The following is a 13,743-nucleotide window of genomic DNA, read 5'->3' as shown; positions in this document are numbered from 1 at the left end:
GTATGGGTGGTGCCGGAGGCGCTTGAATCTTGTGCCCGAAACGCTCATCCGTATTGCATAGGCTATTGCCGGTGGTTAGGCTTTACGCATGAACGACACCAAATCGTCCCGGCTTGCCGAGCGCCTGTTGCTGGCTTTGCGACCGCTCGCACTCGATCCGGCTCGACCGCAAAAACAACCCGGCATGCATCCACATGGGCGGCAGTTGTTCAGCTATTGCTGCTTTGCGGCCGAGCGACTTGCCCGGATCAGCAACGAAAAGCCGCTTATCGGCGTCGTGCTCAGCGGTTCCAAGGAAATCTGGCTGGGCGATGCCGGCCAGCGTTTCGAAGCGGGTGACGTGTTCGTCTTTCCGCATGGCCGGGCCTTCGATGTGGTCAATGTGCCGGCCGAGACGAGCGGCATCTATGAATCGCTGATCGTCGAAGTGGATCATGTGCCGGAATCCGTGCGTCGCCTTGGTCGGCCACCGCGAGCCCCTGCTTTGGGGCTGGATCTGCGCGTGCCGCTGACGGAAGACCTGGTTGCTGCGCTTTCCCACGCCGCGCCGGTACTTGCCGCATCGGGCCATGCGGCGATGCTGGCCGAGCACAGGCTGGCCGAAGTGCTGCTGCTGCTCCGTAACGTGCCGGCCGCGGCCTGGCTTTTCGAAGTCTCCCTGCCGGAACGTGTTGCCTTGCTCGTCGCTTCGGCACCCGCGCGGCGCTGGACGGCCGAATTGCTTGGCCAGGCGCTCGGCGTGGGTGCCTCGACATTGCGGCGACAGCTTGCGGGCGAAGGTACCTCGCTCCGGGCGGTGCTTTCCGCCACACGCATGCAGCTTGCCCATGATGTCCTTGCCAGGGGCGAGGGCAATGTCACCGCTGCCGTCAGTGCGGCCGGCTATGCTTCGCGCTCGCATTTCGGTCGCCAGTTCCGCGGTCTTTATGGCGCGTCGCCAAGTGTGGTACGTCAGCAAGGTTCAACCGAACAGTCCAGGTGAAGAGACGCCATGTCGCCCGAATTCCTGCTCACAACCTTGATCATCGTCGCCTCGCCGGGCACCGGCGTCGTCTATACGCTTGCCGCCGGGCTCTCGCGCGGTGGCCGGGCCAGCGTACTGGCGGCTTTCGCCTGCACGCTGGGTATCGTGCCGCATCTGGTGGCCGCGCTGACCGGACTGGCGGCGCTGCTGCATGCCAGCGCCATCGCCTTCGAGATCGTGAAATATGCCGGCGTCGCCTACCTGCTCTACATGGCCTGGCAGAGCCTGCGCGAGCATGGTGCGCTGAAGGTCGAGGCGAGGCCCGATGCCCGCAGTGTCCGCCAGGTCCTGGTGGACGGCGTGCTCATCAACCTGCTCAATCCGAAGCTGTCCATCTTCTTCGTCGCCTTCCTGCCGCAGTTCATTGCGCCGAACGAACCCAATGTGCTGGCGCGCATGCTGGAGCTGTCGGGCGTGTTCATGGCGGCAACCTTCATCATCTTCGCGATCTATGGCCTGTGCGCTGCTTCGGTGCGTGACCGGATCGTCGGCAGCGCGCGCGTGATGACGTGGCTGAGACGCAGCTTCGCCGCTGCCTTTGTGGCTCTTGGCGCAAAGCTGGCCTTGACCACACAGCAATAGAGGCACCGGGACACTGGCCGGCACGCAAAAACAGCTCACCATCGCGACCAGCGGTCCCGGGCTCTATGAGTTCACGGATCAGGCAGCGCGCTTTGTGGACGAGGCCGGGATCGAGACCGGCCTGCTGACCGCCTTTGTGCGGCATACGTCCTGCTCGCTCACCGTCCAGGAAAACGCGGACCCGGATGTGAGGCGCGACCTGGAAGCCTTCTTCCGCAGGTTGGTGCCGCCGGCGGACGATCCGTCGATGGACTATCTCGTTCATCGCTTGGAGGGCGCGGACGACATGCCCGCTCACATCAAGAGCGCGCTGACGATGGTCTCGATCTCGATCCCCGTCATCGGTGGCCGTCTCGGGCTCGGCACATGGCAGGGCATCTACCTCTTCGAACACCGCAACCTCCCGCACCGGCGGGAAGTGCTGCTTCATCTGGCCTGAAAAAGGGAAGTGGTTAGATCAGGATGGCGTTTGGTTGAATCGCCATCCTAATCTAACTCATTGTTGGAGCATGATCTCTTCCGAAAACCGGTTCCCACTTTTCGGGATCATGCTCTAGGCACCTCCATTCAACGTGCCGGCTCGCAGAGCACGCCGACGATGCGGCGCACGATCGGCAGGACAATGAGCAAGGTGGGGAAGGCGACCAGCCAGGACAGGCCCCAGGCGACCATCCAGATGCCTGGCATGGATGGCTGGAGGCCGAGGCTCTTCAGCGTCGAGATCAACGAGACGATGAAGGTCATCAGCAGCGAAAGAACAAGCGGGCTGATGACGGCAGCATAACGCGCGGGCAGTTTCCTGCGCGAGACAATATCGGTTGTCATGAGAGTTTTCCGAAAAAGGTCCGGTTCATGGCAGGGCATCCTTGCGCCTTTTGGGCAGCCCGGCCGAACCGGGATTGGATGCGTTGCTTGACGTCAGACGCTTACGGAGAGGCGGTCGCCTTCACGGGCCATATAGCGGGGGCATGCCCGTGAAATCAATACCTCCTTCAATTCTCGTGAGATGCATCGTAAGATATATCTTGACTCGTCAGTCGCTCGATCTTAATTAAGATATATCGTAAGACATAACGTATGGAGTTTTAAATGCACAGACATCATTCATTCGGGGAGCGCGCCGAGCGCGCGTTCTGGCACATGGCCGGTCGTTTCGGCGGCGGCCGCGGCGGTCCTGGTCCCTTCGGCCATGGCCGGCGTGGCCATGGCGGCCCGGCCGAGATGCTGAGAGCCGGCCGCATGTTCGGCGACGGCGACCTCAAGCTGATCGTGCTCTCGCTGCTGTCGGATGCGCCGCGTCACGGCTACGACATCATCAAGGCACTGGAGGAGCGTTCCTCAGGCATCTACAGCCCGAGCCCCGGCGTGGTCTATCCGACGCTGACTTTCCTGGAAGAGGCTGGTTATGCCGTCTCGTCTACCGAAGGCGCCAAGAAGGTGTTTTCCATCACCGAAGCCGGCGCGGCGCATCTGGAGGAAAACCGCGACATGGTCGAGCGTGCGCTCGAACACCTCGAGCGGGTCAGCGCCAAAATGGCCAAGGCGCGCGAATGGTTCGGCTGGGACGACGATCGCGAGCGGCAGGGCCGCGATGACCGTCGCAATCCGGAACTCAGGCTGCTGCGCCGCCGTCTGCGTGCCGCTCTTGCCGAGATCATCGAGGCGCCGACGGACAAGCAGGCCGAGGCCGCCAGCATCCTGAAGGATGCCGCCGAGGCGCTGGAGGCGCTGGTCAAGCGCTAGCGCATCGGCCCGAAAATCGGCATCGATTTTCGGAAAGCACGATGCGTAGATTAAAAAGGGTTGGAGCGTCCTTTGCGCGTCCTATTGGACGCGCGGCGCTCTAAGCCGCCACCGGCATTCCAAAACAACGGGCAGGCCGGCGGACCCGTCGTGCTTGCCCGTTGTCGTCAGGACGGCTACTGAACGATGGAACCCGCGCTGGCTGCTTTTTATTAAGTTGCCGCGCTGTTGAACCGGTGGAGGTCGCCCATGTCCTTTTTGAAACGTCTCTTCGGCGGTGGTGGCAGCGAGCCGGAAACGCCCGGCCAAGCCAAGCCGGCCAAGGAAATCGAGCATAAGGGTTTCACCATCGCGGCGACGCCCTACAAGGCGGACGGGCAGTACCAGACCTGCGGCGTGATCTCCAAGGAGATCGACGGCGTGGTGAAGGAACACCGTTTCATTCGCGCCGACCGCTTTGCCGGGCTTGATGATGCCGTCGATATCACGCTGAAAAAGGGCGTTCAGCTCATAGATGAGCAAGGTGAGCGTATTTTCGGCTAATCCCGCCGCCCTGGCTTGGGCCGAAACACAACAGCCGCCGTGTCGCCACGGCGGCTGTTGCTTTTGGTCGACCCTGTCAGGCCGCGACAGCGGGGAGAGCTGATCCAGCCACCGATGCGGCAACCGTGTCGACCTGTTTTCCGGCCTTGGCGAGCGCGGCATTCAGCGCATCCTCACCCATGCCGACGCCCTCGACGCGGATGACTTCCACATCGGTCATGCCGTTGAAGGCCAGAACGCTCTTCAGATAGGGCACGGCGAAGTCCATGACCGCGGCAGGGCCTTCGGAATAGATGCCACCGGAGGCCAGGACGATGTAGACCTTCTTGCCGGTGACCAGGCCCTGCGGGCCGTTCGCGCTATAGGAGAAGGTCTTGCCAGAGCGCGAGATGTGATCGACCCACGACTTCAGCGTCGAGGAAATCGAGAAGTTGATGAAGCCGGTGGCAAGCACGATGTGGTCGGCTGCGAACAACTCGTCGACGGCGACATCGGAGACACCCACCAAATCGGTCTGGCGTGGCGTGCGGGCTTCAGCAGGCGTGTAGATGCCGGTGGCATAGTCCGGCTCGATATGCGGCAGCGGGTTCGCGACGAGGTCGCGCTTGGTCAGCGTGGATCCCGGCAGGGCGGCCTGCAGCTTGTCGGCCAGCTCGGTGGCGACACGGGTGGAATGCGAGGCCTCGCCGCGTGGGCTCGAGGTCACGAGAAGGATATTGGACATTTCAGCTCTCCGTTGGGTGGTGGCGGACAACCGCCTGACTTCGGAGAAAGAGATAGTCCTCGACATCGATCTAAAAAATTGGGAAAATATCTATGGAATATATCCATAGATTGGATGGATCATGCAGGCGAATCCAACCCTCGACCAGTTGCAGGTGTTCCTGGCGGTGGCTGAGACCGGCAGTTTCTCCGGTGCGGCTCGGCATCTCAACCGTGCGCAATCGGTGATCAGCTACACGATCGCGAATCTGGAAGCACAGCTCGAACTCAAGCTCTTCACCCGCGAAGGCACGCGCGAGCCGATGCTCACCGTCGAAGGCAAGGCGATGCTGGCCGATGCGCGCCGCATGGTCGGCGTTTTGCAGGATATCCGCGCCCGTGCCGACGGGTTGAAGCGCGGGCTGGAGGCGGAGCTGACGATCGCGGTCGACGTGACGACACCGTCGCCGGCGCTGGTCAGGGTGCTCGCCGGCTTCGAAGCGGAATTCCCGTCCGTGGCGCTGAAGCTCAATGTCGGTGCCATCGGCGTAACCTGGGACCAGCTGTTGCGCCGCCAGTGTGATCTCAGCATTGGCGGCATACCGCAGGCGATCAGCGACGAACTGGTCTCCGTGCGCGTCGGAGACACGTCCATGACGCCAGTGGCGGCGCCCGCTCATCCGCTTGCGACCTACAAGGGCAGGGTGCCGCTGTCGGAAGTGCGCCAGCACATCCAGCTCGTCGTCTCGGACGTTTCCAAGATGACGGAGGGCAAGGACTTCAGTGTCTTCGCCTATCGCACCTGGCGCATGACCGACGTGTCGACCAAGCGCGATCTGATCCTGTCGGGTCTCGGCTGGGGCGGCTTGCCGACCTGGATGATCCTGGAAGATGTCGGTGCCGAGCGTCTGAAGATTCTCGACCTCGAACCCTATCCGGAACGTGCTTATGACCTGCACGCTTTCTACAGGGTGGACTCTCCGCCGGGACCAGCCGGCAACTGGCTGATCGAACAATTCAAGCAGGAGTTGCCGAAGGTCTGTTCGACGCTGCAGCACATGAGCGAGCGCGAGAAACGCTCAAGAGAGGCTCAGGGTCGGCGTAGTAGTCCGTCGATGACCGCGGCCAGTACATCCCGATAGTCGCCAGCGGAAGCGCCGGCATCGACCGCGAGCGCAGCACGGTCGAACGCCGCTCCCAACAGGGACGTCAGCGCCTCCAGAGGCAATTTGGGCAAATCGCCGGCCCGCATCGCCGCCGCGAGCCCTTCGCGCAAGGTGCGGTTGCCGTGCCGGCCGTCGATATCGTCCATTTCCGCACGGCCAAGCACCGCTGGCCCATCGAGCAGCAGGAGCCGCGTGCGGCCAGGCAGGCCCATGGCAGCGACATAGGCCTCGCCGCCGGCCAGCAGTGCGTCCCGCGCCGAAAGCGTGCGGGGAGCTGCCTGTTCGATCGCGTTCGCGACCGCCGCCGCCTCAGCCTCAACCACGGCCCGGAACAGGGCCTGCTTATCGGTGAAGTGGTGGTAGAGCGCGCCGCGCGTGACGCCGGCCGCAGCCACGATCTCCGGCGTACCCGTTTCCGCATAGGATTTTTCGGTGAAAAGCCGGCGTGCTGCTGCGATCAGATCGCCGCGCGTGGCCTCGGTGCGATCCCGATTGGATCGACGTGAGTTCGCCTCTTGCATACATACAGCCTGTATGTTAATTCAACTTACATGCAGACTGTATGTTTATTTCGAGAGGAAGGAAAGCCATGAAAACCACCAGCTACTACCCCGTGCTGATGACCGGCGACGTTGCCGGCACCACGGCCTTCTATGTCGAGCATTTCCGTTTCAAGCCGCTGTTCGAAAGCGACTGGTACGTGCATCTGCAATCATCCGAGGACAAGCGCGTCAATCTCGGTATCGTGCAGGGCGATCACGAGACCATCCCGGCGGAAGGAAGAGGCCGCGCTTCCGGCCTGCTTATCAATTTCGAAGTGAAGGACGTCGACGCCGTGCACGAGCGGGTGGCGGCGGCCGGATTGCCGATATTGCGGTCGCTGCGTGACGAGGCCTTCGGCCAGCGCCATTTCATCACCCGCGATCCCAATGGTGTGCTGATCGACGTGATCAAGCCGATCCCTCCGAGCGAGGAATTCCTGGCGCAGTTCGCGCCGGAGGCGGTCGGCAAGTAGCCGGGTCGTGGGTGAAGTCACCTGACAGGAATTGTCGGCAGCGAACCGCTGTCGGGTTGGCTCGAGATGGCGCCGGTATCACAGGCGACCTATGCTGGCGCATGAAACGGGCCCTTTCCATGCGTGACATCTGTCTCATCCGAGCTCCCTTCAATCTCGGCCTGCGTCCGCTGAGACCCGGTCATGAACCCGGCACCTGGCGGGCGCCGCAAGCGTTGACGGAGGCTGGGCTGGTCGAAGCGCTGACGCCGGCGCAGGTCGTCGATATGGAACGGCCCGCGTATAGCATCGAACCGCAGCCTGATACGAAGCTGCGCAACGGTCCGGCGATGCGGAGTTTCAACCTGCAACTGGCTGATATTGTTGCGGATACGATTCGACGAGGGGCGTTTCCACTCGTTGTCGGAGGCGATTGCACGATCCTGCTTGGCGCCTTGGCCGGTATGCGGCGCTCGGGACCGTTGTCCCTGGTACATGTCGACGGCCACAGCGACTTTCGCCACCCAGGCAATGACGACGACAAGCTGCCGTTGAGTTCGGCTGCGGGCATGGATCTGGCGGCCGCGACAGGGCGCGGCGAAGCGCTGCTCACTGAATGGCCGGGCGTAGAAGGTCCCTTGCTTCGCGACGATCACGTCATCCAGATCGGCGAGCGCGAGAACCGCGAAGCCGACTACGCCTGGCGCGACATCAAGGCGACGGATATCACGCTGGTCGACGTTTTCGCCGCGCGGGAGCTTGGCGCGGCAGGGGTGATTGCCAAGGCCGAGCCAGTGCTGGCGCGCGGTGGCCGCCACTGGCTGCATTTCGATGTCGACGCGCTCGACCAGACGGTGATGCCAGCAGTCGATTCTCCGGGCAGTCCGGGCATCGATCCGGATGAACTCGTCGCTATCCTGGGCGACCTGGTGGCCAGGCCGGGATGCGTCGGCATGAATGTGACGATCTTCGATCCCGACCTGGACCCAACTGGCGAATTGGCGGTGTGGCTGGTGAATTTCCTGCGCCGAGTGTTTGCGGCCCACTAGGCTCGTCGAAGACGCGGTGGCACTAGCAATTGCCCGGCGCGACGTAACCCATGGCGAGAATGTTGTCGTCACCCCAGCGCTTCAGCGCCAGGATGATCGGTTCCAGTGACCGTCCACGGTCGGTCAGTGAATATTCAACCCTGGGCGGAACCTCTGCATAGACCTTGCGGTCGATGAGACCGCTCGCCTCCAGCTCGCGCAACTGGTTGGTCAGCATGCGCTGGGTGACGTGCATCTTGCGGCGCAATTCGTTGAAGCGAAGTGTGTCCTGCTGGATGAGATGGTAGAGGATCACGCCTTTCCACTTGCCGCCGATGAGTTCCAATGTGCCTTCCACGGGACAGGCTGGCGAACTGCGCAGATCTTGATGACGGATGCGGCCCATGGGATTCCTCGATGGTACCTTTTTCGACACTATATACACTAAAAGTGCATTCTTGCGATAAACGCACATAGAGCACATCTGGCATGTACGCAAAAAAGGAGACATGCCATGCGTGCCATCGGGTATCTGGAACCGCAGCCGATATCGGCGCCTTCATCCCTCGTCGACATCGAACTGCCGCGCCCAAAGGCTCTTGGCCGGGACATCCTGGTCGAGGTCAAGGCGGTTTCAGTCAATCCGGTCGACACCAAGGTCCGCGCCGGCGCGAAGCCGGCCGATGGGCAGCACAGGGTGCTTGGCTGGGATGCCGCTGGCATCGTGGTTGAAACCGGTCCGGACGTGAGCCTGTTCAAGCCCGGCGACGCGGTCTATTACGCCGGGGCGATCAACCGGCCGGGCTCGAATGCCGAATTCCATCTGGTGGACGAGCGGATCGCGGCGCTGAAGCCACGCTCCCTGGATTTTGCGGCGGCTGCCGCTTTGCCGCTGACGACAATCACTGCTTATGAGGCGTTGTTCGACCGACTTGAGGTGACCCGGCCGGTTGCTGGTGCAGCCAACGCCATCGTCATCGTCGGGGCCGCTGGTGGTGTCGGTTCGATCGCCATCCAGCTTCTGCGTGCCCTGACCGATCTGACGGTCATCGCCACCGCCTCGCGGCCTGAAACGGTTGAATGGGTCAAAGCGCGTGGTGCGCATCATGTGATTGACCATCGCAAGTCCATGTCGGATCAGGTGGCCGCGCTTGGCATCGGCACGCCTGCCTTCGTGTTTTCACTGACCCACAGCGGTGCCCACGCGGACGAGATCTCCAAGCTGATCGCGCCACAGGGCAGGGTGGCCTTGATCGATGACCCGAAATCCTTCGACGTCACGCTGTTCAAATCGAAGGCGTTGTCCCTGCACTGGGAAATGATGTTCGCGCGGCCCGTGCACCAGACCGCGGACATGATCCGCCAGCACGAGCTTCTGACCGAAGTGGCTGGGCTGGTCGATGCCGGCAAGGTCAAGTCCACCATGGCCGACACCTATGGAACGATCTCGGCAACGAATTTGAAGCGCGCGCACGCCCAGATCGAATCCGGCACCACGCTGGGCAAGATCGTACTTGCCGGCTGGTAGCGTCATCCAGCCCTTGCCGCCGGCGTCACCGCGACGCGGCTGACGCTGGTGCGGCGCAGGATGGTGCAGACCGTTTCACGGCCGATGCGTTCGGCGTCGAGCATCCTGACCAGATCGTCGACGCCGGTCACCGGCCGTCCATCGATGGCGACGACGATGTCGCCTTCCTTCAATCCAGCCTTTGCCGCAGGGCCGCCGGGCTCGACGCTGCGCAACCGCACCGCCGTGCTGCTGGTGACCTGGGAAAGCAGTGCTGCACGGCGCGGCAAGTTGGTCGTATCTGCGGAAATACCGATGAAGGCGCGCCGCACACGGCCGAAGCGGATGATCTCGGCGATGACGAAATTGGCGGTGTTGGAAGCGACCGCGAAAGCGATGCCCTGCGCACCGGGGATCATGGCAGTGTTGACGCCGATGACTTCGCCGGCAGACGAGACCAGCGGTCCGCCGGAGTTGCCGGGATTGAGCGCGGCGTCGGTCTGGATGACATCATCGATCAGCCGACCCGTGGTGGCGCGCATGGAGCGCCCGAGCGCGGAGACGACACCGGTGGTCACCGTCCATTCGAAACCCAGCGGATTGCCGATGGCGATCGCGATCTGCCCGCGCCTGAGCCGTTTGGAATCGCCCAAAGGGGCCACGTTGGCGAAGGAACCGCCGGCACGCACCAGCGCGATGTCGGTGTCTGGGTCGGAGCCAAGCACGCGCCCCTCATCGACGGTGCCGTCGGGCATGGCGACGCGCACGGCGCGGGCGTCGCCGACGACGTGGAAATTGGTGATGATCAACCCATCTGGCGAAATGACGAAACCCGAACCATGCCCGCCGCGCCCGCCGATCCGCTCGATGCGGCAGACAGCGGGACCGATACGGTCGACGGCATCAGCGACCGTGGAAGAATAGGCATCGAGCAGAGTGTCGTCCTGGGCAATTGGATCGAGAGCAGGCAATGCCATGGCAGGCTTCCCATGTGAAAATGCGGATCGATGCCTATATGTGCGGAGCACGAGGTTTCACCGCGACCTGACCAGATGGCCAGCAGCCGGTTTTCCTAGCCGTCAGGCGAGTACCATTGCCGGCCCGAGACGGCGATATCTGGGGAACCAACAATCCCGGAGGTCATCATGAGCGACTTCAATCTTGGCGCCTTTTCGGACGCCGTCGCCGATATCGCGGAAGGCGCGGCGTCTGCTGTCGCCAGTCTCAATATGCATCACGGCCGTACCGCCTCTGCTTTTCATTGGGGGGCAGGCTACTTCGTCGCTGCCGAGGAGGTCCTCGATGCCGACGATGAGCTCGAATTGACGCTCGGCTCCGGCGAAGGCGTGAAGGCGACGCTCGCCGGCCGCGATCCCTCAACCGGCGTCGCACTGTTGAAGACCGAGCAACCCGGCCTGCCGGTTTTGGCGAAGGCCGCTGCCGTGCGACCCGGCAATGTCGCGATTGCCATCGGCAACAGCGGGGGCGCGGCACTTGCCGTGCTTGGAACGGTCGGTGAAGTTGGGCCAGCCTGGCGCTCGATGCGTGGCGGCACCATCGACCGGCGTATCAATCTCGCTGTCGGCGCCGGCGGGCGCTTCGAAGGCGGGCCGGTGCTGGATGCCGGAGGCGGACTGATCGGTATGCTCCTGTTCGGGCCACGCCGCCGCGCTCTGGTCATTCCGTTCGAGACCATCGAGCGTACGGTGGCCGTGCTGAAGGACAAGGGCCATGTCGTGCGCGGTTATCTGGGTGCAGCCCTGCACCCTGCGCGCGATGGCGACACGACCGGTGCCATGGTGATGGGACTGGACGACAATGGTCCGGCCAAGGCCGCCGGACTGCATGTCGGCGACATCATCGTGGCCTGGAATGGCGAGCCGGTGGAAGGGCCGCGTGGCTTGATGAGAAGGCTGGGGCCTGACAGCGCCGGCACTTCGGTCAAGCTTGGCATCCTGCGCGGCGGCGACCGCAGCGAGGTTGTCGTGACGATCGGCGAAAAGCCGCTGAATTGAGAGGATCGATGGCAGGCAGGCGACTGACAGTGCTGATCGCGCTCGGCGATGCCGGGCGGGCCGAACGGCTGTCGGCATCGCTGGCCGCTAGCGAGGAGTTCGCGCCGGTGCCGGCAGGCAGCGTTTCTGGCGTCGACGTGGCCATCGTCGACAACGCCGCCCTTCAGCTGGCGGTGCCGCTGGTGCTCCTGTCGTCTCGCCCCGTTGCCGCCGTCAATGGCAGCGCGGGGCGTGTCTTTGCCGTTTTGCCGCCGAATGCCGAGGACGGGCTGATCGCTGCCGCAGCGCGGCTGGCGGTGGCCGGGTATCATGCGGTCCGGGACGAAGAAGCTTTGGAAACGGTCGATTTCGCAGCAGAAGCGGACGATCACCTGAGTGGCGACCATGAGGTTGCCGCGCGGCCGTCGCTGTCGCCGCGCGAAGCGGAGGTATTGGCCTTGTTGGCCGAAGGCGCGCCCAACAAGGTGATCGCCCGTCGGCTCGACATTTCCGTGCATACCGCCAAATTCCATGTCGCGGCGATCCTGACAAAGCTCGGTGCCGCCAACCGCACGGACGCGATTGCGATCGCCATGCGACAGGGGCTGGTGCTGGTCTAGCGGTCAGACACGCCCCAGCGTCACCATCGATGCGGGCTTACCCACCTTGCATCCCTGTACAGACCGGGCAAGGATCGCCCGTTGCTGCAGGGAGATCGATGGCATGTCGCTCAAGGGAAAGACGCTGTTCATTTCAGGCGGGTCGCGTGGCATCGGGCTGGCGATAGCGTTGCGGGCCGCGCGCGATGGCGCCAATGTCACCATCGCGGCCAAGACGGATACGCCGCACCCCAAGCTGCCTGGCACCATTCACACAGCTGTCGAAGCGATCGAAAAGGCTGGCGGCAGGGGGCTTCCGGTGCTGTGCGACATTCGCGAAGAGCCACAGGTCGCGGAAGCCGTCGCCAAGACGGTCGAGCGTTTCGGCGGCATCGATATTTGTGTGAACAATGCCAGTGCCATCCAGCTTACCGGCACGCTGGAAACCGACATGAAACGCTACGATCTGATGCACCAGATCAACACGCGCGGCACCTTCCTCGTTTCCAAAATGTGCATTCCGCACCTTAAGTTAGCGTCAAACCCTCATATTTTGAATCTGGCGCCGCCGCTTGACATGAAAGCCAAGTGGTTCAAGGGCCATGTCGCCTACACGATGGCGAAGTTCGGCATGTCGATGTGCACGCTGGGCATGAGCGCCGAATTCGCATCGGCAGGTATCGCGGTCAATTCGCTGTGGCCGTTGACGGCGATCGACACGGCAGCAATACGCAATCTTCTCGGTGGCGAGACGGTGGCGGCGATGAGCCGTTCGCCAGAGATCATGGCGGACGCGGCGCATGCCATCCTGACGCGCCCATCGCGCGAGGCGACCGGAAATTTCTACATCGACGAGGAAGTGCTGCGTGCCGAGGGGGTCACTGATTTCTCGAAATACGCGCCGGGCGCAAAGGGCGCCCTGGCCGGCGACTTCTTCGTGCCGGATGAAGTGTTCGCTCGCACCCAAACCAAGGTGACCGGGCTGTTCTAGACCTGATCGGAGAGCGCTGCGATCAGTCGGGCGAAGCGCTCTTGTCGCCTTTTCCGTGGCCCATCAGCCTGTCGATATAGGCCAGCATCAGCGCGGACAGCACGAAGGTGAGGTGGATGATGGTCAGCCACATCAACTGCTCGGTCGAATAGGACGAGGAGTTGAGGAACACCTGCAGCAGATGGATCGACGAGATCGCCACGATGGTCGAGGCGACCTTGACCTTCAGCGAACCGACATCGATCGTGCCCAGCCAGTGCACCTTGCCGTCATGCTCATCGAAACGGCTGACGAAGTTTTCGTAGCCCGAGATGATGACCATCACCACCAGCGAGGCGACGAGCGCTGCATCGATGAGGCCGAGGATCTTCAGGATCGTGTCGGTGTCGCCCAGCACCATCACCTTGGTGATGAACTCATAGAGTTTCTTGGCAAACGAGAGCGCATAGATGGCGAGCGCCAGGCCGAGCCCGAGGTAGAAGACCACGAGCAGCCAGCGCGAGGCCAGGATGATGGATTCGATGGCGAGTTCGAGGCGTTTCATGAAATGCGTCCGTGCTTCCAGTCGGCGTCGTTTTTTAGAGCAATTCCAGCAAAAGTGTGTCGCGGTTTTGCGTCCGGAATTGCGCAAAAAAAACAAAAGTTGGAGGGTTCCGCGTTTCCGTGGAAACGGAAACGCTCCAGTGAGCGGCGCGGTCTTGGCAAGACGCGAAATGCTCTGGAGCGGATTGCGATCACGATGAACCGGCTTCCGTTCCATCTCCCGTTTGTCGCATGATCTTTGCCACAAGGACCTGCAACTTTTTGCTTCGCTGCTGCTCGATTCGGAAGCGTGCTCAGCAAAAGACCCGGTCGGTGGAGTAAGCCGGC

Annotated in this window: 18 protein-coding genes; 12 read left to right on the top strand and 6 right to left on the bottom strand. The window is 62.7% G+C overall.

Translation table 11 applies throughout. The features are described 5' to 3' along the window. Positions 1 to 88: 88 nt before the first annotated feature. From AO692_RS14100 to AO692_RS14090, 3 genes are read left to right on the top strand one after another with little or no spacing between them, the layout of a single operon-like run. A complete protein-coding gene (locus AO692_RS14100) occupies positions 89 to 982 on the top strand; it encodes a helix-turn-helix domain-containing protein (protein WP_054310683.1) in 894 nt (297 codons plus the stop codon). Positions 983 to 991: 9 nt separating this feature from the next. Further along, positions 992 to 1,606 (top strand): LysE family translocator, encoded by a 615-nt coding sequence (locus AO692_RS14095; RefSeq protein ID WP_054310682.1) that lies wholly within the window; start codon positions 992 to 994, stop codon positions 1,604 to 1,606. Between the two features lie 13 nt (positions 1,607 to 1,619). Beyond that, complete coding sequence (locus AO692_RS14090; protein ID WP_054310681.1) at positions 1,620 to 2,045, top strand: secondary thiamine-phosphate synthase enzyme YjbQ; 426 nt, start codon at positions 1,620 to 1,622, stop codon at positions 2,043 to 2,045. A 128-nt stretch (positions 2,046 to 2,173) separates the two neighbouring features. Here AO692_RS14090 and AO692_RS14085 read toward each other — a convergent pair whose 3' ends face one another. Then, on the bottom strand, positions 2,174 to 2,431 hold the full coding sequence (locus tag AO692_RS14085) for a DUF2798 domain-containing protein (protein WP_054310680.1): 258 nt from the start codon (positions 2,429 to 2,431) through the stop codon (positions 2,174 to 2,176). A 264-nt stretch (positions 2,432 to 2,695) separates the two neighbouring features. Between AO692_RS14085 and AO692_RS14080 the strand changes: the two genes are divergently transcribed. Together AO692_RS14080 and AO692_RS14075 are read left to right on the top strand one after the other, a co-directional pair. After that, positions 2,696 to 3,349 (top strand): PadR family transcriptional regulator, encoded by a 654-nt coding sequence (locus tag AO692_RS14080; protein WP_054310679.1) that lies wholly within the window; start codon positions 2,696 to 2,698, stop codon positions 3,347 to 3,349. Positions 3,350 to 3,598: 249 nt separating this feature from the next. Continuing rightward, a complete protein-coding gene (locus tag AO692_RS14075) occupies positions 3,599 to 3,892 on the top strand; it encodes an HlyU family transcriptional regulator (RefSeq protein ID WP_054310678.1) in 294 nt (97 codons plus the stop codon). Between the two features lie 76 nt (positions 3,893 to 3,968). Here AO692_RS14075 and AO692_RS14070 read toward each other — a convergent pair whose 3' ends face one another. After that, the gene (locus tag AO692_RS14070) at positions 3,969 to 4,616 is read right to left on the bottom strand and encodes an FMN-dependent NADH-azoreductase (protein ID WP_054310677.1); all 648 of its coding nucleotides are present in this window, start codon (positions 4,614 to 4,616) and stop codon (positions 3,969 to 3,971) included. A gap of 121 nt (positions 4,617 to 4,737) precedes the next feature. Between AO692_RS14070 and AO692_RS14065 the strand changes: the two genes are divergently transcribed. Then, positions 4,738 to 5,736, top strand: a complete 999-nt coding sequence (locus tag AO692_RS14065; RefSeq protein WP_082407370.1) for a LysR family transcriptional regulator — start codon at positions 4,738 to 4,740, stop codon at positions 5,734 to 5,736. On the opposite strand, the gene AO692_RS14060 is transcribed toward AO692_RS14065, so the two are convergent. Beyond that, a complete protein-coding gene (locus tag AO692_RS14060; RefSeq protein ID WP_054310676.1) occupies positions 5,685 to 6,281 on the bottom strand; it encodes a TetR/AcrR family transcriptional regulator in 597 nt (198 codons plus the stop codon). The two genes, AO692_RS14065 and AO692_RS14060, sit on opposite strands and share 52 nt — an antisense overlap. Before the next feature lie 68 nt (positions 6,282 to 6,349). Here AO692_RS14060 and AO692_RS14055 point away from each other — a divergent pair, with 68 nt between their 5' ends. Together AO692_RS14055 and AO692_RS14050 are read left to right on the top strand one after the other, a co-directional pair. Next, the gene (locus AO692_RS14055; protein WP_054310675.1) at positions 6,350 to 6,775 is read left to right on the top strand and encodes a VOC family protein; all 426 of its coding nucleotides are present in this window, start codon (positions 6,350 to 6,352) and stop codon (positions 6,773 to 6,775) included. Between the two features lie 119 nt (positions 6,776 to 6,894). After that, complete coding sequence (locus AO692_RS14050; RefSeq protein ID WP_200911736.1) at positions 6,895 to 7,803, top strand: arginase family protein; 909 nt, start codon at positions 6,895 to 6,897, stop codon at positions 7,801 to 7,803. Between the two features lie 22 nt (positions 7,804 to 7,825). Here AO692_RS14050 and AO692_RS14045 read toward each other — a convergent pair whose 3' ends face one another. Further along, the gene (locus tag AO692_RS14045; protein ID WP_054310674.1) at positions 7,826 to 8,188 is read right to left on the bottom strand and encodes a helix-turn-helix domain-containing protein; all 363 of its coding nucleotides are present in this window, start codon (positions 8,186 to 8,188) and stop codon (positions 7,826 to 7,828) included. A gap of 108 nt (positions 8,189 to 8,296) precedes the next feature. Here AO692_RS14045 and AO692_RS14040 point away from each other — a divergent pair, with 108 nt between their 5' ends. Continuing rightward, positions 8,297 to 9,310: a zinc-binding alcohol dehydrogenase family protein gene (locus tag AO692_RS14040; protein WP_054310673.1), complete on the top strand. Its 1,014-nt coding sequence runs from the start codon at positions 8,297 to 8,299 to the stop codon at positions 9,308 to 9,310. Positions 9,311 to 9,312: 2 nt separating this feature from the next. Here AO692_RS14040 and AO692_RS14035 read toward each other — a convergent pair whose 3' ends face one another. Further along, on the bottom strand, positions 9,313 to 10,266 hold the full coding sequence (locus AO692_RS14035; RefSeq protein WP_054310672.1) for a trypsin-like peptidase domain-containing protein: 954 nt from the start codon (positions 10,264 to 10,266) through the stop codon (positions 9,313 to 9,315). A 168-nt stretch (positions 10,267 to 10,434) separates the two neighbouring features. Here AO692_RS14035 and AO692_RS14030 point away from each other — a divergent pair, with 168 nt between their 5' ends. The 3 genes from AO692_RS14030 (at position 10,435) to AO692_RS14020 (ending at position 12,873) form a co-directional block, all read left to right on the top strand. Continuing rightward, positions 10,435 to 11,304 (top strand): S1C family serine protease, encoded by an 870-nt coding sequence (locus AO692_RS14030; protein ID WP_054310671.1) that lies wholly within the window; start codon positions 10,435 to 10,437, stop codon positions 11,302 to 11,304. Positions 11,305 to 11,312: 8 nt separating this feature from the next. Continuing rightward, a complete protein-coding gene (locus AO692_RS14025; RefSeq protein ID WP_054310670.1) occupies positions 11,313 to 11,903 on the top strand; it encodes a helix-turn-helix transcriptional regulator in 591 nt (196 codons plus the stop codon). A 103-nt stretch (positions 11,904 to 12,006) separates the two neighbouring features. Further along, entirely contained in the window at positions 12,007 to 12,873 is an 867-nt protein-coding gene (locus tag AO692_RS14020) for an NAD(P)-dependent oxidoreductase (RefSeq protein ID WP_054310669.1), read from the top strand. Between the two features lie 22 nt (positions 12,874 to 12,895). On the opposite strand, the gene AO692_RS14015 is transcribed toward AO692_RS14020, so the two are convergent. After that, positions 12,896 to 13,417 carry a TIGR00645 family protein gene (locus tag AO692_RS14015; RefSeq protein WP_054310668.1) on the bottom strand — a complete coding sequence of 174 codons (522 nt, stop codon included), beginning with the start codon at positions 13,415 to 13,417 and terminating at the stop codon, positions 12,896 to 12,898. Between the last annotated feature and the right edge of the window lie 326 nt (positions 13,418 to 13,743).

It is taken from the genome of Mesorhizobium sp. 1M-11 (assembly GCF_001303895.1).
In the GTDB taxonomy this organism is placed as follows: Bacteria; Pseudomonadota; Alphaproteobacteria; order Rhizobiales; family Rhizobiaceae; genus Mesorhizobium.
Note: the sequence above shows the minus strand (reverse complement) of the source record. Positions and strands in the feature narration are given on the sequence as shown.